The 24,362-nt window shown below is 64.3% G+C and carries 21 protein-coding genes; 14 read left to right on the top strand and 7 right to left on the bottom strand.

Translation table 11 applies throughout. The features are described 5' to 3' along the window. Nucleotides 1-188 precede the first annotated feature (188 nt). Both A9971_RS15140 and A9971_RS15135 read right to left on the bottom strand, forming a co-directional pair. Complete coding sequence (locus tag A9971_RS15140; protein WP_183001350.1) at nt 189-1,154, bottom strand: FecR domain-containing protein; 966 nt, start codon at nt 1,152-1,154, stop codon at nt 189-191. An 8-nt stretch (nt 1,155-1,162) separates the two neighbouring features. Beyond that, nucleotides 1,163-1,651, bottom strand: a complete 489-nt coding sequence (locus tag A9971_RS15135; RefSeq protein WP_019093370.1) for a sigma-70 family RNA polymerase sigma factor — start codon at nt 1,649-1,651, stop codon at nt 1,163-1,165. Between the two features lie 219 nt (nt 1,652-1,870). Here A9971_RS15135 and A9971_RS15130 point away from each other — a divergent pair, with 219 nt between their 5' ends. The 12 genes from A9971_RS15130 (at nt 1,871) to A9971_RS15075 (ending at nt 15,588) form a co-directional block, all read left to right on the top strand. Further along, complete coding sequence (locus A9971_RS15130) at nt 1,871-2,176, top strand: DUF3649 domain-containing protein (RefSeq protein ID WP_183001351.1); 306 nt, start codon at nt 1,871-1,873, stop codon at nt 2,174-2,176. Next, the gene (locus A9971_RS15125; protein ID WP_077933368.1) at nt 2,173-3,756 is read left to right on the top strand and encodes a PepSY domain-containing protein; all 1,584 of its coding nucleotides are present in this window, start codon (nt 2,173-2,175) and stop codon (nt 3,754-3,756) included. The genes A9971_RS15130 and A9971_RS15125 overlap by 4 nt, the downstream gene beginning before the upstream one ends. Further along, nucleotides 3,757-4,083: a DUF3325 domain-containing protein gene (locus A9971_RS15120; RefSeq protein WP_047283981.1), complete on the top strand. Its 327-nt coding sequence runs from the start codon at nt 3,757-3,759 to the stop codon at nt 4,081-4,083. Nucleotides 4,084-4,094: 11 nt separating this feature from the next. After that, the gene (locus tag A9971_RS15115) at nt 4,095-4,673 is read left to right on the top strand and encodes an RNA polymerase sigma factor (protein ID WP_011059342.1); all 579 of its coding nucleotides are present in this window, start codon (nt 4,095-4,097) and stop codon (nt 4,671-4,673) included. After that, nucleotides 4,670-5,659, top strand: a complete 990-nt coding sequence (locus tag A9971_RS15110) for a FecR family protein (RefSeq protein WP_015634214.1) — start codon at nt 4,670-4,672, stop codon at nt 5,657-5,659. Before A9971_RS15115 ends, A9971_RS15110 begins: the two co-directional genes overlap by 4 nt. Nucleotides 5,660-5,827: 168 nt before the next feature. Beyond that, a complete protein-coding gene (locus tag A9971_RS15105; protein ID WP_011059344.1) occupies nt 5,828-6,235 on the top strand; it encodes a biopolymer transporter ExbD in 408 nt (135 codons plus the stop codon). Between the two features lie 4 nt (nt 6,236-6,239). Then, the gene (locus tag A9971_RS15100) at nt 6,240-7,007 is read left to right on the top strand and encodes an energy transducer TonB (protein WP_041116033.1); all 768 of its coding nucleotides are present in this window, start codon (nt 6,240-6,242) and stop codon (nt 7,005-7,007) included. A 43-nt stretch (nt 7,008-7,050) separates the two neighbouring features. Next, nucleotides 7,051-9,291, top strand: coding sequence for a TonB-dependent receptor (locus A9971_RS15095; protein WP_183001352.1), 2,241 nt, complete (start codon nt 7,051-7,053; stop codon nt 9,289-9,291). A 28-nt stretch (nt 9,292-9,319) separates the two neighbouring features. Continuing rightward, nucleotides 9,320-9,964: a MotA/TolQ/ExbB proton channel family protein gene (locus A9971_RS15090; RefSeq protein ID WP_183001976.1), complete on the top strand. Its 645-nt coding sequence runs from the start codon at nt 9,320-9,322 to the stop codon at nt 9,962-9,964. 136 nt (nt 9,965-10,100) lie between these two features. Next, a complete protein-coding gene (locus A9971_RS15085; protein ID WP_011059348.1) occupies nt 10,101-11,804 on the top strand; it encodes a bifunctional UDP-sugar hydrolase/5'-nucleotidase in 1,704 nt (567 codons plus the stop codon). Nucleotides 11,805-12,103: 299 nt separating this feature from the next. Then, nucleotides 12,104-14,539, top strand: a complete 2,436-nt coding sequence (locus tag A9971_RS15080) for a TonB-dependent receptor (RefSeq protein WP_183001353.1) — start codon at nt 12,104-12,106, stop codon at nt 14,537-14,539. Further along, nucleotides 14,539-15,588 carry a hypothetical protein gene (locus A9971_RS15075; protein ID WP_183001354.1) on the top strand — a complete coding sequence of 350 codons (1,050 nt, stop codon included), beginning with the start codon at nt 14,539-14,541 and terminating at the stop codon, nt 15,586-15,588. The genes A9971_RS15080 and A9971_RS15075 overlap by 1 nt, the downstream gene beginning before the upstream one ends. On the opposite strand, the gene A9971_RS15070 is transcribed toward A9971_RS15075, so the two are convergent. The 3 genes from A9971_RS15070 to A9971_RS15060 all read right to left on the bottom strand — a co-directional run bounded on the left by A9971_RS15070 (nt 15,585) and on the right by A9971_RS15060 (nt 19,113). Beyond that, complete coding sequence (locus A9971_RS15070; RefSeq protein ID WP_183001355.1) at nt 15,585-16,412, bottom strand: phosphatase PAP2 family protein; 828 nt, start codon at nt 16,410-16,412, stop codon at nt 15,585-15,587. The two genes, A9971_RS15075 and A9971_RS15070, sit on opposite strands and share 4 nt — an antisense overlap. A gap of 52 nt (nt 16,413-16,464) precedes the next feature. Continuing rightward, complete coding sequence (locus tag A9971_RS15065) at nt 16,465-17,739, bottom strand: OprD family porin (RefSeq protein WP_183001356.1); 1,275 nt, start codon at nt 17,737-17,739, stop codon at nt 16,465-16,467. Nucleotides 17,740-18,237: 498 nt separating this feature from the next. Beyond that, on the bottom strand, nt 18,238-19,113 hold the full coding sequence (locus tag A9971_RS15060; RefSeq protein ID WP_011059353.1) for an AraC family transcriptional regulator: 876 nt from the start codon (nt 19,111-19,113) through the stop codon (nt 18,238-18,240). A gap of 154 nt (nt 19,114-19,267) precedes the next feature. Between A9971_RS15060 and A9971_RS15055 the strand changes: the two genes are divergently transcribed. Next, nucleotides 19,268-20,215 carry a DMT family transporter gene (locus tag A9971_RS15055; RefSeq protein WP_015634221.1) on the top strand — a complete coding sequence of 316 codons (948 nt, stop codon included), beginning with the start codon at nt 19,268-19,270 and terminating at the stop codon, nt 20,213-20,215. 89 nt (nt 20,216-20,304) lie between these two features. Here A9971_RS15055 and A9971_RS15050 read toward each other — a convergent pair whose 3' ends face one another. Next, nucleotides 20,305-21,279, bottom strand: a complete 975-nt coding sequence (locus tag A9971_RS15050; RefSeq protein WP_011059355.1) for a D-glycerate dehydrogenase — start codon at nt 21,277-21,279, stop codon at nt 20,305-20,307. A gap of 327 nt (nt 21,280-21,606) precedes the next feature. Next, nucleotides 21,607-22,575, bottom strand: coding sequence for a LysR family transcriptional regulator (locus tag A9971_RS15045; RefSeq protein ID WP_011059356.1), 969 nt, complete (start codon nt 22,573-22,575; stop codon nt 21,607-21,609). 274 nt (nt 22,576-22,849) lie between these two features. Here A9971_RS15045 and A9971_RS15040 point away from each other — a divergent pair, with 274 nt between their 5' ends. Next, nucleotides 22,850-24,361: an efflux transporter outer membrane subunit gene (locus tag A9971_RS15040; protein WP_183001357.1), complete on the top strand. Its 1,512-nt coding sequence runs from the start codon at nt 22,850-22,852 to the stop codon at nt 24,359-24,361. The last annotated feature ends 1 nt before the right edge of the window (nt 24,362 follow it).

The following is a 24,362-nucleotide window of genomic DNA, read 5'->3' as shown; positions in this document are numbered from 1 at the left end:
AGAAGGGGGAATCAAGGTGGCTTTCCTTCTCTGTCACTTGAACCTGGGGAAACGGCTCATGGGCGGTGGTTTTTTTTCGGTGCCGGGGCGGGCGGCGATTGGTTTGCGGGGGCTTGGGTGCGGCCCGGGTCAAGGGCGCGTCCCCTGCGGAGCCGGTTGCAGCCCGCGGCAGCGGCGACAGAGTGCCGTCAGGCGCGGGCCTGGACGGTGACCCAATAGCGGGTGAAGCGACGTACCTTGACCGGCAGGCTGATCTCCAGCAGGTCGAGAATCCGCTCGCTGTCATCCAGGGGGTAGCTGCCGGAAATCAGCAGGTCCGCCACCTGCGCATCACAGTTGAGCTGGCCGCGGCGGTAGCGCCCCAGTTCGTCGAGAAAGTCCGCCAGGCGCATGTGCGCTGCCACCAGCATGCCTTCGCTCCAGGCGCCGCTGCCGGCATCCAGGGCCCGGGGAGCTTGCCAGCTGTTGCCGGTGAAGTTCAGTTGCTGCCCGGCCGCCACCTGGGGCGGGGTTGTGGCGTAGTCCAGGGGCGTCACGCCGACGGTTCCGGAGAACACCGCCAGTTGGGTGTAGTCCTTGAATTGGCGCAGGTTCAGCCGCGCGCCTTGCGGGCTTACCTGCCCTTGTGCGGTCTGCACCCGCAGCGGCCGGGCATCCTGGGCACTGGTGAGCATGATCTCGCCCTCCAGCAGGCGGATCAGCCGTTGCTGGCCATCAAAGCGCACATCCACCGCGCTGCTGGTATTGAGCTGCAACTGGCTGCCGTCGCTCAGTTGCAGTTTGCGCCGCTGCCCCAGGGGGCTGCGGTAATCCGCCAGCAGTGGCGGCAGCGGGTTGTGTTCGCGCAGGCCCCAGGCGGCGGCCGAGCCGGCGCCGAGAATCAGCAGCAGCTTCAGTGCCTGGCGCCGGCTGGCGGATTTCGGCGCGTTCAGGGCGGCGTGGGCCAGGGGCGAAGACAGGCCACGCAGGCGCTGGTTGACGTGCTGGATATGCTCCCAGGCCCGCTGATGTTCGCTGTGGGCATCGTGCCATTGCTGCCAGGCCTGTTGCTGGCGCGGGCTCAAGGGCCCGCCCTGCATTTCGAGCAGCCAGTGCACGGCCTGTTCGGCCACCTGGTTGCTGAAATCGGGCTGGCCATTGAGGTGTGGGTTCATCGAGGCACTCACAGGGCGAAGTAGCAGCGCATCGCCGCTTTGTTCAGGTGGCGTTTGACCGTGGCGATGGAGATATTCAGCTCCCGGGCGATTTCGCCGTAGGTCAGGCCGTCCAGCTGGCACAGCAGAAAGGCTCGCTTGACCGGCCGCGGCAGGCCGTCGAGCAGGCTGTCCAGATCCATCAGGGTTTGCAGGATGATGGCCCGCTCTTCCTCGGAGGGCGCCACCTGTTCAGGCATCTGCGCCAGGGTTTCCTGATAGGCCCGCTCCAGGTCCTGGCGCCGGTAGTGGTTGAACAGCACGCGCTTGGCGATGGTGGTGAGAAACGCCCGGGGCTCGATCAGGGCCGGTGTTTCCCGGGCGCTGAGTACCCGGATGAAGGTGTCCTGGGCCAGGTCTGCGGCGCTGTGGGGGCAGCCGAGCCGGCGCCGCAACCAGGTGTTCAACCAGCTGTGATGGGCCTGGTAGAGGCCTTCGACGGTAGCGGTGTGGGACAAGCCGGACGCTCCTGCACCGAGATGGCGCATAAGAGAACAAGAATTGTTCGCATTGTAGTGGGGCGACATGGCATTCGGCAATCAGGCCGGACCGACGGGTTTGCATCGGGTTCGTCGCTGCTTTTTGCATATGAGAATATTTATCATTAAACTTGCCCGCCTACTTCCCCCGGCCGCCTGTGTGCTGTGCCGGACCTCCCCTCGCGTCAAGGTCGAAACATGAAAAGCAAGGTTGGCGGTCTTTCCGCTTCCTATCGTCTGGCGGTGGCTTCGCGGGTATTCGCCGCGGTGCTGGGGGGCTATCTGCTGGCGGCGTTGGGCAGTGTCTGCCTGACCTTGCTGCTGCCCCTGCCCAGGGCCGATGCCGTGGTCAGCGCAATGATGACGTCCTTCCTGTTCTATCTGGTGGCAGTGCTCTGGTGCTTTGCCTGTCGCAGTGCCTGGCAGGCCTGGCTGGGCCTGTTGCTGCCGAGCCTGGTGCTGGCGCTGGTCGCCGGCAGTGCCTACTGGGTGGCCCTGCTATGAAGGAAGGATTTCGCCAGTCCATGGCCTGGCTGCACACCTGGAGCGGGCTGCTGTTCGGCTGGTTGCTGTTTGCGATCTTCCTCACCGGGACCCTGTCCTACTTCAAGGATGAGATCACCCACTGGATGCAGCCGGAGGCGCCGGCCCGGGTCCTGAACGCCGATGCCAGCCTGGGGCTGGCCCAACGCTACCTGGAACGCCATGCCCAGGGTGCGCAACGCTGGTTCATCGGCCTGCCCGATGCCCGCCAGCCGAGCCTGTCGGTGGGCTGGCAGGCGCCCGGCAAACCCGGCGAGCGCGGTGCCTTCACCGAGAAACTGCTGGACCCGGCCACCGGCAGCGAAGTGCAGGTGCGCGACACCCGCGGCGGCGAGTTCTTCTACCGCTTCCACTTCCAGCTGCAGATGCCCTATCCCTGGGGCCGCTGGCTGTCGACGATGGCGGCCATGGTGATGTTCGTGGCGCTGATCAGCGGCATCATCACCCACAAGAAAATCTTCAAGGACTTCTTCACCTTCCGCCCGCGCAAGGGCCAGCGCACCTGGCTCGACGGGCACAACGCGGTGGGCGTGCTGGTGCTGCCGTTTCACCTGATGATCACCTACAGCAGCCTGGTGATCTTCATGTACATGGTCATGCCGGCGAGCATCCTGGTGGCCTACAAAGGGGATTCCGATGCCTTCTTCGAGGATTTGCGGCCCGCTGCTGCCGCTGCCTCGGCCGCCGGGCAGAGTGCCCCGCTGGCCCCCCTCGAACCCATGCTGAAGCAGGCCCGGGAACGTTGGTCGGGCGGCCATGCGCAGCGCCTGGTAGTCAGTTACCCGGGGGACCTGAATGCCTCGGTGCAGGTGTTTCGCCATGAAGCCGACCGGGTGGCCCGGGATTTCGGCAGCCAAGTGGCGTTCAACGGCGTGACCGGCCAGCCGTTGCAGGCCTCTGCCGAGCAATCCCTGCCGCTGGCCATCGGCGGCAGCTTCTATGGCTTGCACATGGGGCGCTTCGCCGGGCCGGTGTTGCGCTGGCTGTACTTCCTCTGTGGGCTGGCCAGCACCGCGATGATCGGCACCGGGCTGGTGATCTGGCTGGGCAAGCGCCAGCTCAAGCATGCCAAGAGTGCCGCCCAGCCTTTCGAACTGCGCCTGGTGGAAGTGTTGAACATCGCCAGCATGGCCGGGCTGCTGCTGGCGGTGGCGGCGTTCTTCTGGGCCAACCGCCTGTTGCCCGCAGGCTTCGCCGAACGCGCCGACTGGGAGGTCAACAGCTTCTTCTGGGCCTGGGGCCTGAGCCTGTTGCACGCCTGCGTCCGCCCTGGCCGTCGCGCCTGGGTTGAACAACTGGGCCTTGGCGCCTTGCTGTTCGCCGGGGTGCCGGTGCTCAGCGTGCTCACCAGCCCGAGCCTGATGGATGGCTTCATGGTCCGGGGCGACTGGGCCATGGCGAGTTTCGACCTGGCGTGCCTGGGCAGTGGCCTGTTCCTGGCCTGGGCGGCGCGCAAGCTGCATCGCGCGGGGGCCGCCGCCACAGCCACGCCCCGGGTGCCCCGGCAACGCCCGCCGGCTCCTGAAACCGAGGTGAATTGAATGCTCCTGGTGCTGTTGCTCTGTTATGCCGGTTTTACCGGCCTGTGCCTGTCCCTGGACCGGCATCACGGCGAGCTGCTCGGGCACAAGCCTTCGGCCCTGCGCCGCCACGGCCTGCGTCTGGGCGGCTGGATGCTGCTGGGCCTGTCGCTGGCAGCAGCAGTGCAGGGCACCGGCTGGAGCCTGGGGCTGGTGCAGTGGTGCGCGGTGCTGATGTTCAGCGCCTTGCTGCTGGTGCTGCTGTTGCCCTATCGGCCGCGCCTGGTGCTGACGATGGCGGGGGCCAGCCTGCTGGCCAGCCCGGTCGCGGCCCTGGCCCACTTCTGAGCGGACCGACGATGATGAGCACCCTGCCACCGGAGCCTGCCGAGGGGGATCACCCTGATCCGCAGGGCAGCCGTGCGCATTTTCTCCAGGTGTTCCTGTCCCAGCGTTCGCAGATGGAGGCCCTGGTCAGCCGCCGGGTCGGTTGCCGGGCTACCGCCGCCGACCTGGTGCAGGACCTGTTCCTGCGCTTCTGGCGCCGGCCCCTGGTGCAGGTCGAGGAACTCAGCACCTACCTGCTGCGTTGCGCCGGCAATATCGCCATCGACCACCTGCGCAGCGAGGGCGCGCGAGTGCGGGTCAATGAAGGCTGGCTGCCAGAGCAGCAGGACAACCAGGGCAGCGAGCCCCAGGCGGCGCTGGAAGCCGGCAACGACCTGCGGCATGTCGAAGCGGCCCTGCGCAGCCTGCCGCAGCGCACCCGGCAGATCTTCCTGCTCAACCGCATCCACGGGCGCAAGTACGCCGAGATCGCCAAGGCCATGGGCTTGTCCCAAAGCGCCGTGGAAAAACATATGATGCGCGCCCTCGAAGCCTGCAAGGCCAGCCTGCGGGAAGCCCCGGGCACGCGCACGCCAAGGAATGCACCGTGAACCACCGCACGAGTATCTGCCCGACGCCCGCTCAGGAGCAGGCCGCGCTGGCCTGGCTGAGCCTGCTCCACGATCAGCCCAGCAGTGGCGACCAGGCCACCTTCAGCCAGTGGTTGCAGGCCGACCCCGCGCATATCGAGGCCTATGCCCAGGCCCAGGTGGTGTGGGAGCTGAGCGAGCAGCCGGCGCGCACCCTGGCCGATGAAGACGCCTTTGCCCTGCACGGCCTGCTGCGTTCCATGGATGCTGCCAGGGGCCGGGCCCGGCGGCGCTGGTCGGCGGGGCTGGCGCTGGCCGCCAGTGTATTGCTGGCGGTGGCCCTGGGCGCCGGCTGGCAGCCCGGGCGCTGGGTCGATGACCTGGGGGCCGACTACGTTTCCGCGCCGGGCCAGGTGCGCACCCTGATCCTGGCCGACCAGAGCCAGGTGACCCTGGATGCCGACAGCGCCATTGCCGTGGATTTCAGCCGCGGCGAGCGGCATGTGCAGCTGCGTCGCGGCGCCGGTTTCTTCAGCGTCAGCCACACCGGCGAGCCCTTTGTGGTGGACGCGCAAGAGGGGGAGGCGCGGGTGCTGGGCACCCAGTTCGAAGTGCGCCTGCAGCCGGGCGGGGCCCAGGTCACGGTGCTGTCCGGCCGGGTGGGGGTCACGCCGGCCAAGGGCGCGGCGCAGCAGGTGCTCGGCGCCGGGCAGCAAGTGGCCTACGGACATGGCGTTGCGGCCCCGCTGCACGCTGTCGACAGTGAGGCGCAACTGGCCTGGCGCCAGGGCTGGCTGAACTATTACCACGCGCCTCTGGCCGAGGTGGTGGACGACCTGCGGCGCTATTTCCCCGGGCGTATCCTGCTGCTCAACGATGAACTGGCGGCGCGGCGCATCAGTGGCAGTTTCTCCAGCAAGGACCCGCAGGCGGTCCTCGATTCACTGCAGGCGGTGCTCGGCTTCCAGCAGCATCGGGTGCTCGGGAGGTTCATCGTCCTGCGCTGAGAACCGCGTCCCAGAGCTCCCGAACATTCATCGTTATCACTCCGTTCTGTCACCAAACCGTTACATCAGACGGGGATGATCTGCGCATTCCTGAGCACATGGTCAGGATCGGCGAGGGTTGTGATTCAGCTCTCACAAGGGAGGGATAGCTGAAGCGGGAGCAAGACGATGCGCAGCTGGGATGTAGCTAAAAAGAAAAAAGCTCATATCGAGATCATTCCGATGATCGATGTGATGATGTTTCTGCTGGTGTTCTTCGTACTCATCAGCCTCAACGTGATCCCGGCCGTAGGGATCAAGACGCAGTTGCCGGTCGCCAGTACCGCGCAACAGTTGAAGCCGCAAAACAAGGCAGTGATTACCCTGGGCCTGCAAGAGCGCCTGCAACTCGATGGCCAGGACCTGGATGAAAGTGCATTGCTGGCGCAACTCAAAGTGTTGAACGACAGCAGTGAAAAGTTGGTGATCATTATCAACAGCGATCAGGGCGTGGAAGTTAAACGCCTGGTTTCGGTGATGGACTTGCTCAAGGGCAATGGCTTCTCTTCCGTCTCCATCGCTACACGCAAGTCCTGACGCCATGTTCAGTCTCTATAGAACTCGCAAGTTGCTTGCGTGCCTGCTGCCGGCTGGCCTGTTGCTGCTGGTGATCTATACCAGCCAGTTGCAGCAGTTGCAGATCAAGCCGGTGTATGACGAAAGCACCGTGGAAATCGCCCTGGTCGATGCCGCCGAACTGCTGGCGGCGGCCGAGCCACCACCGCCACCGCCTGAGCCGTTGCCCATCGAGCCCGAGCCGCCGCAGGTGGTGCCGGAGGAAGAACCGCTGGTGATCGAGCCGCCGAAACCCAAGCCGGTGGTCAAGCCCAAGCCGCCGGTGCCCAAGCCCATGGTGGCCAAGCCTGCGCCACCCAAGCCGGCCCCGGCCGTGGCCCAGAACGCCCCCGCCGCGCCGCAGCCCGCAGTGGCCGCTGCGCCGAAACCGGTGGCCGCACCGGCTCCCGTACCTGCTCCGGCCACCGCGCCCGCGGCGCCCAGCAGTGCAATCAAGGAAAGTCTGTACACCGCCGCTTTGCGCAAGGAACTGGAAAAGCACAAGCAATACCCCAGCGGCCGCGAGGCCTCGCTGCAACGTCCCCAGGGCGATGTGGTGATCTGGCTGGAAGTCGATCGGGCCGGCAACGTGCTCGACAGTGGCATCGAAAACAAGGCGCCGAACATGTTGCTCAATCGCGCGGCGCAAACCAGTTTGCGCCGCGTGGAGAAAGTTTCGCCGTTTCCCTCGGACGCGTTCTCCGGCAAGAACAAGCAACGTTTTACCGCGACCTTTAGTTACAACGTGGAATAAACCCATCACCTATTAACGAAAGTTGTAAGCAAGGGATTGACCCGTGAAGATCAATAAACTTTATGCCCTGCTTCTGGCATCGGGCCTGGGCAGTTTTGCGCCACTGGTTTTGGCCGACGATACCGTGGACGTAGGTTCGGTGAACGTTGCCGGTAAACAGACCCTGGGCAACGGCCACATGATCAAGGAAGAAAGCGCCAAGGGCCGCTCCACCGTGACCAAGGAGGCCATGGATCAGATGGCCCCCACCGCCAACGCCGTGGACAAGCTCAAGTACACCCCGGGGATCAACGTCTCCAGCACCGATGCCACGGGCCTGAGCGGCACCAACTTCACCATGCGCGGGATGAACTCCGACCAGGTCGGGCTCTCCGCCGACGGTTTCCCGATCAACGACTCGGGGGACTACAGCATCTACCCGAACCTGATGGGCGACCCGGAGAACTTCAGTGAAGTCTTCGTCACCCAGGGCTCGTCCGAAGCCGACGGCCCGCACATCGGCTCCAGCGGTGGCAACATCGGCCTGGTGACCGTGCGCCCGACCAAGGATTTCGGGGTGTTCGTCAAGCAGTCTGTGGGTTCCAACAACCTGCGCAAATCCTTTGCCCGCCTCAACACCGGTGAGCTGGGGGGCTTCAAGACCTGGGTCTCGGCGTCCCATACCGAAGGTGACAAGTGGAAGGGCAAGGGCACCTTGCGGGCCGACAAGATCGAGTGGAACACCCTGTTCGAAGACGGCAACGGCAACTCCACCAACGCCATCGTCAAATACAACCTGCAGGAAAACTACAACTACAACAGCGTCAGCAAGTCCCAGTTCCAGACCCAGGGCCGGCGCCTGGACTACTCGGAAAGCACCGTGTTCAAGAACGGCAGCGTGTCCCAGTCCTACAAGCTCAACCGCAACCCCTTCGAAAGCGTGACCGCCTCGGTGACCCAGCGCTTCCAGCTGCGCGACGACCTGAGCCTGACCTTCAACCCGTACTACGTCTGGTCCAACGGCGGCAGCTTCAGCGGCCAGACCGCCACCAGCTTGTCCGCCTCGTCGAACAAGGCCGGCAACTACAACCTGGCCGGCTTGCCCAGCGGCACCTACTACCGGCCTTCGTGGACCGAAACCTGGCGCCCCGGGATGACCACCAAGCTCAAGTGGGACCTCAACGAAGAGCACAGCCTGGACGTCGGCTACTGGTACGAGCGCGCCCGCCAGCGCCAGACCCAGCCCTTCATCGGCATCAAGGGCAACGGCGCTCCGGAAAACGTCTGGGGCGACTACAACGGTTCCGACCAACTGGTGGACCGCAACGGCGCCACGGTCCAGGGCCGTCACCAATACACCGTGACCCCGGCGCAGAAACTCTGGGTGCAGGACACCTGGCAGGCGACCCCGGACCTGACCCTCACCGGGGCCCTGGCCTACCAGTACGTGGAACGTGACGGCAACAACCTCGGCAGCCTTACCGACAAGCCGGAAAAACGCGACGCCAAGTACCACGAGTTCCTGCCCAGCTTCAACGCCAAGTACCAGATCGACCCGAGCAACCAGGCCTTCTACAACGTCACCCGCAACATGCGCACGCCGCCCAACTACGTGCTCTACAACAAGGGTGATTCCATCAGCCTGAAACCCGAGCTGAGCTGGAACCAGGAACTGGGCTGGCGCTACAGCGAAGAGAACATGGCCCTGAGCGCGACCCTGTTCTACATCAGCTTCAAGGACCGGCAGATCTCCACCACCGACGTCAACGGCGACTACGTAGTGGCCAACGTCGGCGAAGTGAAGAACCGTGGCCTGGAGCTGGAGTGGAGCGGCCTCTTGCCACACAACTTCAACTACTACGCCTCGTACACCTACACCAAGTCCGAGCAGATGGATGACCTGACCAACAAGAACGTGCTGCTGCCGACGTCCGGCAAACAGCTGACCAACGTTCCGGAAAACATGTTCAACCTGAGCCTGGGCTACGACGATTCGCTCTACTACGGCAACGTGGTGGGCAAGTACGTCGGCGCCTTCTACGGCGACCTGACCAACGACGAGAAGATCTCCGGACGCACCGTGTTCGACCTCAATGCCGGTATCCACCTGCCGGTGGACAAGAAGGTGCTGAAGTCCGCGACCCTGCGCTTCTCGATGCTCAACGTGTTCGACAAGGAATACCTGGCGTCGGTACGCACCGTGTCTTTCAACTCGGTAAGGACCAATGGCCTGGCGCCAAGCACCGCCTATTACAACGTGGGTGAAGAACGCACCGCGATGGTCTCCCTGGAAGCTGCGTTCTGATTCGATTCAGGCACAAGAGGAAATGACGATGGACATGAATCTGCTGCACGACATCACCTTCTACACCATGTACGGCGCTGCCGCGATTGCCGCCTTCATCGCGGTGGAGCGGGGCATCTACTTCAGCTTCAGCCTGCGCCAGGCGAAGAAACTGGAGACCGTGCTCAACCCGAAGATGCACAGCGTCGACGATCTGCCCGCCCCGCTGCGCGAGCGCAACAGCCTGCCCCTGGAAATGGTCGCCGAGCTGTTTGCCCACAAGCAGGGGCTGGCCAGCCACAAGGACCTGGAAGACCTCGGCGAGTCGATCTACATCGCCACCCGCAGCAAGCTGATGCATGGCCTGTGGCTGCTGGAAACCGTGGTTACCGCTGCGCCCTTGCTGGGCCTCTTGGGCACCATCCTGGGGATCATCGACACCTTCAAGGCCCTGGCCGAGACCGGCGTCAGCGACCCGGGCGAAGTGTCCAAGGGCATCGGCACCGCGCTGTATGCCACGGCCCTGGGGATCGCCATTGCCCTGGGCAGCATGATCTTCCACAACCACTTCCAGGACCGGGTCGAGCGCATCACCGACCACCTGAAGATCCTGCTGCTGCGCGCCGGCATGGGCACCGCGCTGAAGGCCCCGCCAGCACCCCAGGTGGTCCACGGCAGCCTGCAACCTGCCTGATGACCTGACCTGTAGCCGCTGCCGCGGGCACGGGCTGCGATCGACGGCGAAGCCGGCGCTGTTCCCAGCGCTGTTCTCTGTCTGATCGGCCTGCGCCAGCGGCTTTTTTTTCGCTGATCTACCAAGGATTTCTTTCATGTCCCGTCTTCGTCCCATGCCCCGGATGCTGGGGGCACTGACCCTGGCCCTGGTCACCCTGGCCGGTTGCAGCTCGCTGTCTGAACCGCCGCAACCGGTGGCGGTGAACATCGTCGCCATCAACGATCTGCACGGCTACCTGCAAGCCAACCCCTTCAGCTACAAGGACCCCCAGGCCCCGGGCGGCGTGCGCAAGCTTGCGGCCGGCGGCATCGCTACCCTGGGCGGCATGCTTGCCCAACTGCGCCAGCAGGACCCGCAACTGCTGTTCATCGGCGCCGGCGACCTGGTGGGCGGTAGCCCGCCGCTGTCGGCCATGTGGGCCGACGAGCCGACCCTGGACGCCCTGCGCCAGATGGGCATGAAACTCAGCGCCATCGGCAATCACGAACTGGACAACGGCAAGGCCGAGTTCCTGCGCCAGCTCAATGGCGGCTGCCAGTCGTCGCGGCCGGACAAGGCCTGCCAGTTCCGCCCGAACTACCCCGGCAGCGGCTTCCCCTACCTGGCGGCCAACCTGCTGGACAGCGACACCGGCAAGCCGTTGCTGCCGGCCTACCGCATCGAAGAGGTGCGCGGGGTCAAGGTGGCCTTTGTCGGTGCGGTGCTGCGGGACGTGGCCTCGGTGGTCAGCGCCAAGGGCATGCGCGGTTTGCAGGTGGCCGACGAAGCCGAATCCATCAACAAGCTGATCCCCGAACTCAATGCCCAGGGCGTCAACGCCATCGTCGCCGTGGTGCACCAGGGCGGCTCGACCCCCGAGCCGTTCGACAAGCAGGACTGCTCGCAGCTCGGCGGCGATATCGTCGACGTGGCCAAGCGCCTGGACCCGGCGGTGGACGTGCTGATCAGCGCCCACTCGCACCAGGGCTACCTGTGCAAGGTCGGGCCGCTGCTGGTGACCCAGGGCAATTCCTACGGCCACCTGCTGACTCACCTGACCCTGCAAGTGACCCCGGGCCAGCACCGGGTGGCGAGCATCCAGGCCCTCAACCTGCTGGCCGATCCGGCCCGTTATCCACAGGACCCGGCCCTGGCGCAGTTGCAACAGGAGGTCGAGGCCCGTAGCAACCAGGTGCTGCTCAAGCCGGTGGGGGCGATTGCCGCCTCGCCGATTGCCCGGCGTGCCGACGCGGCCGGGGAAATGCCCATCGGTGACCTGATTGCCGACGCGCATCTGGCCGGCGGCCGGGCCAATGGCGCACAGATCGCCTTCATGAACACCGGTGGCATTCGCAGCGACCTGGCCCTGGAGCCCGGGCAGACCCGGGTCAACTACGGGCAACTGGCGACCTTGCAGCCGTTCAACAACAACCTGATCGCTTTCGACCTCACGGGCCGGCAGATCGAACAGGTGCTCAACCAGCAATGGAAGGGCGCGGACGATGCCAACATCCTGCAAGTGTCCCAGGGCTTCACCTATCGCTGGGACCCCAAGCGCCCGCCGGACAGCCGTGTCGTCCCCGGCAGCGTGCGCCTCAACGGCAAGCCGCTGCAGGCCGGCGCGAACTACCGGCTGGTGATGAACGGCTTCCTGGCCGATGGCGGCGACCGCTTCAGCCTGTTCAAGAGCGGCCTGAACCGCAGCGACCTGGGGGTCAGCGACCTGGAGGCGATGCTGCACTACCTCAAGGACATGGACCAGCAGGGCAAGCCCGTGGGCTCCAGCACCAGTGCCGGGCGCATCCAGCGATCCCTGTAACGAGCGCTGTAGCCGCTGCCGAGCCTGCGAGGCTGCGAAAAGGTCCGCAGGACCTTGCTTGACGGTCTCCCGTCAAACCTCCTGCGGCCTCACGAGCGCCTCGATCGCTTCGTCAGAGTGCGGCCCAGCTCGATTGCAGCCTGCGGCGGCGGCTACAGGGGATGCATCGGGCGGGGGCGTTTTCGCCGCCCTGAAAATATTTTCAAAAAAATGCTGAGGTCTTTGCCTGCGACATACGTGTAGTGCTTGAAAGTGCGACTAATTCGCATTCACGGTGCTTTTACACACGAGTCTCCAGCATGAAGTCCAGGGCAAATTCGGCGGTAAACGGTTCGGTCAAACGGTGGTTCGGCGCTTCGGCGCTGGTGGTTTCGGGGTTGGCCCTGCTGCCCCTGAGCGTGGCATTGGCGGCCCAGGCCGGCAGCGAGCAGCACAGTGCGTTGTTCAACTTCGCCATCGCAGCCAAGCCGCTACCCCAGGCCCTGAGCGATTTCACCCGGGTCACCGGGATCAGCGTGGTCTACACCGACGAGGCGCCCTACAACCTCAAGGCCCCGGCCGTCACCGGCCAGCTCAGTGCCGATCAGGCCTTGCAGCGTCTCTTGGGCAATTCCGGTTTCACCTATCGCCACAGTGACGCCCATACCCTGGTTCTCGAACCCCTGCCCCAAGGTGCCGGGCTGAACCTGGGGACTTCCAGCATCACCACCCAGGGCGTCGACGAAAGCACCAGCTACCAGCCGCCGGCCACCACCTCGGTGGCCCGCACCCAGGCGCTGAACCAGGAAATTCCGCAGATCATCAACGTGATCCCGGCTCAGGTGCTGCGCGACCAGACCCCGCGCAACCTGGATGACGCCCTGAAGAACGTCAGTGGCATCACCCAGACCAACACCCTGGGCGGCACTCAGGACGCGGTGCTGCTGCGCGGCTTCGGCGACAACCGCAACGGCTCGATCATGCGCGACAGCATGCCGGTGGTGCAGGGGCGCTCCCTCAACGCCACGGCCGAGCGCGTGGAAGTGATCAAGGGCCCGTCCTCCCTGCTGTACGGCATCCAGGACCCGGGCGGGGTGATCAACATCGTCAGTAAGAAACCCGAGTTGCAGCAGTCCACGGCCCTGACCGTGCGCGGCTCGACCTACGGTTCGGGCAAGAACGGCAGCGGTGGCAGCCTGGACACCACCGGGCCGCTGGGGGATTCCGGGCTGGCCTACCGGCTGATCGTCGACCACGAAGACGAAGACTACTGGCGCAACTTCGGCACCCACCGCGAATCCCTGGTGGCGCCGTCCCTGGCCTGGTACGGCGAGCGCACCAAGGTGCTGCTGGCCTATGAGCATCGTGAATTCCTGACCCCGTTCGACCGCGGCACGGCCATCGACCCCAAGACCAACCACCCGCTGGACATCCCGGCCACCCGGCGCCTGGACGAGCCGTTCAACAACATGGAAGGGCGTTCGGACCTGTATCGTTTCGAGGTCGATCACGAGCTCAGCGACGACTGGAAGGCCCACTTCGGCTACAGCTGGAACCGTGAAACCTACGACGCCAGCCAGGTACGCCTGACCGCGGTGAACGCCAACGGCACCCTGACCCGGACCATGGACGGCACCAAGAGTGCCCTGACCACCGACCGCTATGCCACCGTCAGCCTGGAAGGCAAGGTGCAACTGGGCGGCATGCAGCATGACCTGGTGTTCGGCCTGGACGACGAGTACCGCAAGATCTACCGCGCCGACCTGATCCGCGGCAAGAACACCAGTTTCAACTACCTCAACCCGGTGTATGGCCAGCAAGTGGCGGGGACCAACGTCAGCGCCCCGGACAGCGACCAGACCGACCTGCTGCGCAGTGACTCGCTGTTCTTCCAGGATGCCATCCACCTCACCGACCAGTGGATCCTGGTGGGCGGCGGGCGTTTCCAGGAGTACGACCAGTACGCGGGCAAGGGCCGGCCGTTCCACGCCAATACCGACAGCAACGGGCAGAAGTTCGTGCCCCGCGCCGGCCTGGTGTACCGCTACACCGACCAGCTGTCGTTCTACGGCAGCTACACCGAGTCGTTCAAACCCAACTCCAGCATTGCCCAGCTGGCCGGCGGCAGCGTGGTGCTGGACGGCTCCATCGCACCGGAAGAAGCCAAGTCCTGGGAACTGGGGGCCAAGCTCGACATTCCAGGGCGCATCACCGCCAGTGCGGCGTTGTTCGACATCACCAAGCGCAACGTGCTGGTGACCACCGCCACGGCCTCCGAGACTGTCACCAGCGTGGCCGGTGAAGTGCATTCCCAGGGCCTGGAGCTGGACCTGACCGGGCAGCTCACCGACCAGTGGAGCCTGATCGGCAGCTATGCCTACACCGACGCCGAAGTGACCAAGGACACCCAGTACAAGGGCAAGCAACTGCAGAACGTGGCCAAGAACACCGGCTCGCTGTCGGCGGTCTACGACTTCGGCAGCCTGATCGGCGGCGACCGCCTGCGGGTCGGCGCCGGTGCCCGTTATGTCGGTGAGCGCGCCGGGGATGCGCCCAACAGCTTCGACCTGCCGGGCTACACCGTGGCCGATGCCTTCGCCACCTACGACACCAAGGTCGAAGGGCAGAAGGTCAAGTTTCAGCTCAACGTGAAGAACCTGTTCGACAAGACCTACTACACCTCCTCGGTGAGCAAGTACTTCGTGTCCCTGGGGGATGCTCGCCAAGTGTCGCTCTCCAGCACCCTGGAGTTCTGATGAAAGCCCTGACCCTGAGTGTGCTCCTGGCGTTCTGTGGCGTGGCCCAGGCGGCTGCGCCGGCGGATGAGCGCCTGTACCACCGTGAACAGCAAGTGCAGCTGCCGGGCTCCGGCAGCAGTTGGGGCTTCATCGCCCTGGACCCGACCCGGCCCTACCTGTTCCTGGCCCGTCGGGAAAATGGCCTGAGCGTGTTCGATGTGGACAAGCAGCGCCCGGTGCGCACCCTCGAACAGTCCCGGGGCGCCAATGGTGTGGTGTTGGTACCGGAGCTGGACCGCCTGCTGGTGCTGAACACCGACGGCAGTCTGGGGGTGGTGGAGTTATCCACATTCAAGCCGCTCAAGCGCATCACCGTCACCCAGAGCAACCTCAACAGCGCGGTGTACGAGCCGCGCACCGGGCAGGTGATCATTGTCAGCGGGCGCCGGGCCGATCGTTCCACCCTGTTCGTCTTCGATCCCAAAGAAGAGCGCATCACCGCCGCCCATGAGCTGGCGGTGAAGAAGATCGACCCGTTGCTGCTCAAGGGCGATGGCAGTTTCTTCCTGCCGATGCGCGATGAGGGCGTCGTCGCGCGGTTGTCCTCCAGCAGTTTCAAGGTCCTGGACCGCTGGCAGTATCCCGACTGCCCGCGGCCCAGTGCCCTGGCCCAGGATGAACAACGAGGGCGGTTGTTCGTCGCTTGCCGTGGTGAGCGGCCAGTGCTGCTGGTGCTCGACCGCGACAACGGTGCGCTGAAGGCCAGCCTGCCGATCACCCGGGACGTCAACGCCCTGGCCTACGACCCGCAGGCCCAGCGTTTGCTGATCGCCAGCGGGGTGGACGCCAACCTCAGCGTCGTCGCCCAGCTCGATGCCGACCGCTACCAGCTCCTGGGTAGCGTCAGCACCCAGCCCATGGCCTACAACATGGCGTTCGACCCGCGTACCCGGCGGGTCTACCTGGCGGCAATGGACTTCACCCAACCGGCGGCGAGCCCGGCCGAACCCAAGCCGGACCCGCTGTTTCATGCTAATACCTTCAAGGTCCTCACCCTGGCACCCTAGTCGGCGTCAAGTGCCAGGGCCTGCGCTTGCGCTGCACAGTCAGCGTCGGCGGTCAGGCCCTGGGCCCGAACGGCCAGCAACTCTTGCCGGGCGACGGCGAAATCGGCCTGGAAGGTCGGGTCGGCGTGCAAGCGTGCCACGGTGGTCGCGCCTATTTCACGGCCTTCACGGATATCGCTGTACCAGTGCACGTTGCACACCATGCGGCTTTGCGAGTAGGCCCGGCCGCGGGCCCAGAGCGCATTGCCGTGCTCGGGGGACAGTTCGCTCAGCAACAGCGCCCAGGCCCAGCCGATTGCGCTGTGGCCCGATGGGTAGGAACCATCTGCGGCCAGTTTCGCCTCGTCTTCCGGGGTGCAGCTGGGTTGCTGGTTGTAGACGAAGGGCCGGGTGCGCTGGTAGCGCTTCTTTGCGCTGTAGGTGGCCAGCCCGGCATCGGCCAGGGTCCGCCGCAGGACTCTGTACAGCGTAGGTGTCAGCTGTTCGCTGATCGGGGCATTCAGGGCACAGGAAAATGTCTGCGCGGCGGCAGGGAACTTCAGGTTGGCATCGCTGACGGCCAACTCCCAGCGTTTGCTGCCCCGCAAGGCCTGGTTTTTCTCGGCCATGCTCTGGTCCAGAGTGAAGGCTGGGGTCCCCACCGCAGGAGGAGGCGGCAACAGCGACAGACTGTCGGGCAGATCCTGCTGTTTCAGATAACCGATCAAGTAACCCGGTCGGAACTCCGGGACACTTTGCGCTTGCAGGGGCTGTTTCGCCGCGACCGGGTTGAACAGGCTTAAAAATAACAGGCTGGCCAAACTTTTCGATAATAGACGTTGCATGGAGATAGTACCTCTAGGCATTTGATCCGTTACATCGGTTCTGGTGGTCTGGTTACTTTATGTTCCAGGTGTAGTTGAACATCAGTCGCGTATCATCAGTGTCGCGAATGAAGTTCTTGGCGTAGTTGGAGCAATAGAGCGCACTGCGCAGGCGTACACTTAAGTTCTTTAGCGGTCCTTGTTGCACGACATAACGCAATTCATTATCCAGCTCCCATGACTTGCCAATTCTTTGGCTGCCGGTTATCTCGGCATGGCTGCCGGATATATAGCGGCTATTGATAGTCAGGCCCGGCAAGCCCAGGTTGGCAAAGTCATAGCCATAACGAAGTGCCCAGGAGCGCTCCTTGGCATTGGCGAAGTCACCCAGTACGGATAAGTTGATCAAGTTGGCATCGGTACCAAGAATGTTGGCATAACCGGTGTCCCCCAACATTCGCTGATAAGTCAGGCCAAGGCTGTGACCTTTATAGGCATAGCCGAGCAACCCCTGCAGGGCGCGGTTGTCGATCTTGCCGCCTTTGGCATTGCCATAGTCGTTCATCAGGCTCAAGCGCAGATCGCTGCTGAACGTCCCCGCTCCCCAGGGGCTCTTGTTGACCAGGGTGAAGACCTGCTGGCGGTAGATATCCTGCAGCTGGGCGACATGCACGCGAGCCAGCCATTGCTTGTGGAACCGATAGTCGAGGCCCGCCATGTCGAAGTGTTCCGCGGTGGCCCCCAGCTTCTCGAAGCGCCGGTTCAAGGGGCTCAGGGTCAGCGGTGTGTACTGCGTGGCGTTGCGCTGCAGGACCCGGCTCAGACGCCCGGCGGTAAACTCCAGGTCTTCGATTTCATTGGAGGTCAGCAGCCCGCCTTCGAACATCTGCGCAAACAGGCGGCCGTCATTGGGTCTCAGTGTCGGCAGTACCGGCGGTACCAGGGTTCCGAACTTGAACAGGGTCTTGCTGGTCTTGAGCTTGCCGGCCAGGGCCAGTTTCGAATAGTCATCCTCTGCCCGGCCATTGCGTGCCACCTTCAACAGCCCGGTGCCGGTCCGGCCAGGAGCGGAATCCAGCTTGATCCCGAGCATGCCGATGGCGTCGGCACCGACGCCGAGGCTGCCTTCGGTGAACCCCGAATCCAGGCGCAAGAGGAAACCTTGCGCCCATTCTTCACGGGTAGGGGCAGTGCCTTCGCGGTAGTCCCGATTGAAGTAGTAGTTGCGCAGTTCCAGGCGTGCGCTGCTGTCCTCGAGCAGTTCGGCTTTTACCGGAATGGCCAGTATCGAGGCACACAGCAGGGGCGAGTGTCTGACCCATTGCCGTGGCAAACTTTGTGAAAGCATTTCATCGTCCTCTGTTTTTGTTGTTTTGGAGTAAGGCGATTAACGGCTGAGTTGTTACAGGTTTGTTCAAGGATTCAATGGTTGAAGGTTGGATTGCCTCAGGGGTGTGGTGAAAGTTGTGTGTCAATTGTTGTGGGCAAAAATCTGCCGGGTGTTTCAGGTAATTGGCTCCTGTAAGGGGGGGTGGATGTTTATGGAATGCCTGGCACTCAAGGTTCGAAGACTAAGTTGAAACTGGGCTTAAACAATAATCATCAGCTCCATGAATGAAGTGATAAATAAAATATTAAAATAATTACCTGGTTATGTTCTTGAGTGTCATATAAGAACTTGCCGGACGTGATCTTTCTGAGAGAGATATGTAGGGGGTTTTTAATTGGCTTGTAAGAATTGTCTTATTTAAGTAAGGAACTTTAACCGTTTACTGACTCAGGCGTGTCAGCCTGGGCTTTGGCATAAGAAGGAGCATGCAGAGGCGGGTTTTGGGTAACCCTGGCCTCAGCGCAGGAACGCCAGGCGGTAGTCTCCCGGCGTGCCCCCCAGGGCGTGGCGGAAGCGATTGCTGAAGTGGCTGGCACTGGCAAAACCACAGGCCAGTGCAATCTCGCCCAGGGGCTGGGCGGTGGTGCGCAGCAGGTGCCGGGCCCGGCTCAGGCGTCGGGCTAGCAGGTATTGGTGGGGCGGCAGGCCGAAGCTTGCACGGAACATGCGGGCGAAGTGGTATTCGGAGAGGGCGCACAACCCCGCCAGTTGGCCCAGGCTCAGGGGCGCGTCCAGCTGGCTGTCGATGTAGTCCACCAGCAGCCGTCGCTGGTGTGCGGCCAGCCCGCCCTTGAGCCGGGCCCCCTGGCGCTGGCCCACTTGATTGAGCAGGGCATGGCTGAGCATCTCGTGGGCCAGGCTGCTGGTCAGCAGGCGCTCGCCGGGTTCGTCCCAGTTCAGGCGGACCAACTGCGCAAAGCGCTGGGTCTGCTCGGGGTCGTCGAGAAAGGTGCTTTCGCGCAGTTGCAGTTCCCGGGGCTCGCGATCCAGCAGGGTGACGCAGCCCAGGGCGAACTGCTCCGGGCTGAAGTACAGATGGGCCAGGCGAATATCACCGTTGATCACCCAGGCCGACTGGTGCTCGGCGGGCAGGATGCACAACTTGCCCGGGCCGCCCTTGCTGCCCGGCTGGTCGCGGCGGAAGGTGCCGGTGCCGCCGGCCAGGTAGCAGGACAGGGTGTGATGGCTGGGGGCCTCGTACTCCTGGGCGTCGTGATGGTTGCTCCATAAGGCTGCGGACAAGCCGTCACCGAGCTCGGCGCTGTGCTCCAGGCGAGCATTGGGCGAGCGGTTCAGGGCTTGGAAGACTTGCAGGGTATCCAGTGCGTGCATAGTGGGGCGTCAACATGGGTGCGGCTGCCGGTGTTCTGCATGCTACTCCGTAGCCCGTGGGCTGCCAGCCCCGGGCGGATAAAAAGCGCAAGTTTGTGCAAGCGCGCAAGGCCGGCGGGGCGTGACACTGCACTCCTGACAAAGGAGTCGCGCCATGAACCTATCGCTGTACCTGTTGACCGTGCTGATCTGGGGCACCACCTGGATCGCCCTGAAACTGCAACTGGGGGTGGTGGCGATTCCGGTGTCCATCGTCTATCGCTTCGCCCTGGCGGCCCTGGTGCTGTTCGTCCTGTTGCTGCTCAGCCGCAAGCTGCAGCCGATGAACCGTCGTGGTCACCTGATCTGCCTGGCCCAAGGCCTGTGCCTGTTCTGCATCAACTTCATGTGCTTTTTGCACGCCAGCCAATGGATTCCCAGTGGCCTGGTAGCGGTGGTGTTTTCCACCGCGACCCTGTGGAACGCCCTGAATGCGCGAGTGTTCTTCGGCCAGAAGATCGCTCGCAACGTGCTGCTGGGCGGCGGCCTGGGGCTGCTGGGGCTGGGGCTGCTGTTCTGGCCGGAGCTGGTGGGCCACAGCGCCAGCCCGCAAACCCTGCTGGGCCTGGGCTTGGCCCTGCTGGGCACCTTGTGCTTCTCGGCGGGCAACATGCTGTCCAGCCTGCAGCAAAAAGCCGGGCTCAAGCCGTTGACCACCAATGCCTGGGGCATGGCCTACGGCGCGACGATGCTGGCGGTGTATTGCCTGTTCCAGGGCATCGCCTTCGATGTGGAATGGAGCACCCGCTACATCGGCTCACTGCTGTACCTGGTGATTCCGGGCTCGGTCATCGGCTTTACCGCCTACCTGACCCTGGTGGGGCGCATGGGCCCGGAGCGCGCGGCTTACTGCACCGTGCTGTTCCCGGTAGTGGCGTTGAACGTGTCGGCCTTTGTCGAAGGCTACCAATGGACCGCCCCGGCCCTGGCCGGGCTGGTGCTGGTGATGCTGGGCAACGTCCTGGTGTTCCGCAAACCCAAGGCTGTGCCTGCCTCTGTAGCCGCTGCCGAGCTTGCGAGGCTGCGAACGGCGGCGCAGCCGTCGCAAAATCGGGCGACCTGATTCTGCCGTGCTATCGCTGAAGGTCCTGCGGACCTTTTCGCAGCCTCGCAGGCTTGGCAGCGGCTACAGGGGGGATAGGCCGTGGGTGGTCAGCCCTTCCACACCTGCGGGTTGACCAGGTCCTGCGGCCGCTCACCCAGCAGGGCACTGCGCAGGTTGCTCATGGCGCGCGCGGCCATGGCGTCGCGGGTTTCATGGGTGGCCGAGCCAATGTGCGGCAAGGTCACTGCGTTCTTCAGCTGGAACAGCGGCGACTCCGCCAGCGGTTCCTTCTCGTACACATCCAGGCCGGCGCCACGGATCTGGCCCTTCTGCAAGGCTTCGATCAGCGCCGGTTCATCCACCACCGGCCCGCGGGAAATGTTCACCAGGATTGCACTGGGCTTCATCAGCGCCAGTTCGCGGTGGCTGATCAGGTGCTTGGTCTTTTCGCTCAACGGCACCACCAGGCAGACGAAGTCCGCCTCCGCCAGCAGTTGCTCCAGGCTGCGAAACTGCGCCCCCAGCTCCTGCTCCAGGGCCGCCTTGCGGCTGTTGCCGCTGTAGAGGATCGGCATGCCGAAGCCCAGGCGCCCACGGCGGGCGATGGCCGCGCCAATGTTGCCCATGCCGACGATGCCCAGGGTCTTGCCGTGCACGTCGCAGCCGAACAGCGCCGGGCCGACGCTGGCCTGCCATTGCCCGGCCTTGGTCCAGGCGTCCAGCTCGGCCACTCGGCGGGCGCTGCTCATGAGCAGGGCGAAGGCCAGGTCGGCGGTGCTTTCGGTGAGCACGTCCGGGGTGTTGGTGAGCATCAGCCCGCGTTCGTTGAAGTAGGCCAGGTCGTAGTTGTCGTAGCCCACCGAGATGCTCGACACCACTTCCAGGCGCGCGGCGTTTTCCAGCTGCGCACGGCCCAGCTTGCGGCCGACACCGATCAGGCCGTGGGCCTGGGGCAGGGCTTCATTGAATTGCGCGGCGATGTCCCCGTGCTTGGGGTTGGGCACTATGACCTCAAAATCCTGTTGCAGGCGTTCGGTCATCTCGGGGGTGATGCGGCTGAAGGCAAGTACAGTCTTTTTCATCGCGCGAAGGCTCGTCAGGCGGGGAGAATGCCAAGCAAGCTAACATTTTTGCCGCCGCCACCAAAGCACCCCGCCACGAGCCTGCATGTGTAGGAGCTGGCTTGCCAGCGAAGGCGGCATCCAGGTTTGCACAGGACGTACGGGCTTCTTCGCCGGCAAGCCGGCTCCTACGGGGGATGGGCCGGCGTTTGGGGGAGGGGCGTACATCGTGTAGGAGCTGGCTTGCCAGCGAAGGCGGCATCCAGGTTTGCACAGGACGTGCGGGCTTCTTCGCCGGCAAGCCGGCTCCTACAGGTGGGACGGTGGTCTGGGCGGGGAGCCCCGTGGTCAGGTGGCCAGGCGTGCGCCGGTCAGGCTGCCGCTCAGTTCATAGGCCGCCAGTTCCGTCTGGTGCGCGGTGAGGATCTCCGGCAGAGAGCCGCGCAGGTATTCGACCCAGGTCTTGATCTTGGCGTCCAGGTACTGGCGCGACGGGTAGATGGCGTACAGGTTCAGCTCCTGGGAGCGGTACTTGGGCATCACCCGCACCAGGGTGCCGGTGCGCAAACCCTCTATAGCCGCGTATACCGGCAACACCCCGACCCCCATGCCGCTGATGATCGCAGTCTTCATGGCATCGGCGGAGTTCACCAGGAACGGCGAGCTGTTGATGGTGACCATTTCCTGGCCTTCCGGGCCGTCGAAGGTCCATTTCTCCAGGGGAATCACCGGGCTCACCAGGCGCAGGCAGGCATGGTTCAGCAGATCGCTGGGCTTTTGCGGGCAGCCGTTGGCTTTCACATAGGCCGGCGAGGCGCAGACGATGCTGTAGGTCATCCCCAGGCGCTGGGAGACGAACCCCGAATCCGGCAGCTCCCGGGCCAGGACGATGGACACGTCGTAGCCCTCGTCCAGGAGGTCCGGCACACGGTTGGCCATGGTCAGGTCGAAGGTCACGTCCGGGTGGGTCTTGCGGTAGCGGGCGATGGCGTCGATCACGAAGTGCTGGCCGATGCCGGTCATGGTGTGCACTTTCAACTGCCCGGCGGGGCGGGCGTGGGCGTCGCTGGCCTCGGCCTCGGCTTCTTCGACATAGGCCAGGATCTGCTCGCAGCGCAGCAGGTAGCGCTTGCCGGCCTCGGTCAGGGCGATGCGGCGAGTCGTGCGGTTGAGCAGGCGGGTTTGCAGGTGCGCCTCTAGATTGGAGACGGCGCGCGAGACGTTGGCGGTGGTGGTGTCCAGCTGCACCGCGGCGGCCGTGAAACTACCGGCTTCGGCAACACAACTGAAGGCGCGCATGTTTTGCAAGGTGTCCATGGGGTGCTCTCAAGGGAGATTGCAAATTGTGACACGAAGTTTCTGTTTTTACAGGCGTACAGGGATACGACCAAGGGATTATCGCGTTTACGGTAACAAAGATTCACAGGAATCCCAGCTTATCGCCGCAACGACCGCCCCCTAGAATTGCGCCGATCCCTAGGAGCCGGCAGGCCGGCGATCCGCGCAACGCGGTGTAGCAGGCGTATCGCTGCGCCGGCAAGCCAGCTCCTACGAGAGAAATACTCCCCCCCGATCTCAGGAATTCGCAGCAGTGCCGCGTCGCATCAGCAGAGGGTTCAAGACCCTCAGTGTTTGGGCTTTATCGTTAGCAATCAGCGGCTGCATCGGAACCGGAGGCATTGCCCCACAGGGCAAGACACTTCCCGCTAATACATTGGCCACGGATGAGGCGATAAAGAGCGCCGCGCAGGACGCCCACTGGCCCAGCGCCCAGTGGTGGCAGGCCTATGGCGACCCGCAACTGGACCGCTGGATCAGCCTTGCGGTGCAAGGCAGCCCGAGCCTGGCCATGGCCGCCGCCCGGGTCCGCCAGGCCAAGGCCCTGGCCGGCATCGCCGAGTCGGCCGAGTCGCTGCAGATCAAGGGTGACGCCACCCTCAAGCGCCACAACTGGCCCACCGATCAGTTCTACGGCCCCGGCGCCCTGTCCAACAGCACCACCTGGGACAACAACGCCGCCCTGGGTTTCAGTTATGCCCTGGACCTCTGGGGCCGGGAAAGCAACAGCACCGAGCGTGCCGTGGACTTGGCCCACATGAGCGTGGCCGAAGCCCGTCAGGCCCAGCTGGAACTGGTGAACAATGTGGTGCGCAGCTATATCCAGCTGTCCCTGCACTTCGCCCAGCGCGATATCGCCCTGGCCACCCTCAAGCAGCAGCAACAGATCCTCGAACTGGCGCAACGGCGCCTGGACGGCGGCATCGGCACCCATTTCGAAGTCAGCCAGGCCGAGGCGCCGCTGCCGGAAACCCATCGCCAGCTGGACGCCCTGGACGAAGAAATCGCCCTGACCCGCAACCAGCTGGCGGCCCTGGCCGGCAAGGGCCCGGGGGAGGGCGCGCAGTTGCAGCGGCCAAGCCTGTCCCTGGGCGCCGCGCTGAAACTGCCCTCGGCCCTGCCCGCCGAACTGCTGGGGCAGCGCCCGGACGTGGTCGCCAGCCGCTGGCAAGTGGCGGCCCAGGCTCGCGGTATCGATGTGGCTCACGCCGGCTTCTACCCCAACGTCGACCTGGTGGGCAGCATCGGCTTCATGGCCACCGGCGGTGGGGCCCTGGAGTTCCTCACCGGCAAGAAGCTCAACTACAACGTCGGCCCGGCCATCAGCCTGCCGATCTTCGACGGCGGGCGCCTGCGCTCGGAACTGGGTGAAGCCTCGGCCGGCTACGACATGGCCGTGGCCAGGTACAACCAGACCCTGGTGGATGCACTGAAAAGCATCTCCGACCAGTTGATCCGCCGCGAGTCCATGGACAAGCAGCAAGCCTTCGCCGCCGAGTCGGTGGCCGCTGCGCAGAAGACCTACGACATCGCCACCGTGGCCTTCCAGCGCGGCCTGACCGACTACCTGAATGTGCTCAACGCCCAGAGCCTGCTGTTCCATCAGCAACAGGTGCAGCAGCAGGTGCAGGCCGCACGCCTGACGGTCCAGGCGGACCTGGTCACGGCCCTGGGCGGCGGGCTTGAAGCCGGCCGCGACGTTCCCGCGCAAGACCGCCTTGAGGCACCCAAGACCCCCGCGGCCCTGGCCGTGTTCGACCATTGAA

Source organism: Pseudomonas sp. UME65, from assembly GCF_014170225.1.
In the GTDB taxonomy this organism is placed as follows: Bacteria; Pseudomonadota; Gammaproteobacteria; order Pseudomonadales; family Pseudomonadaceae; genus Aquipseudomonas; species Aquipseudomonas protegens.
This window is presented reverse-complemented; position numbering and strand designations above follow the sequence as displayed.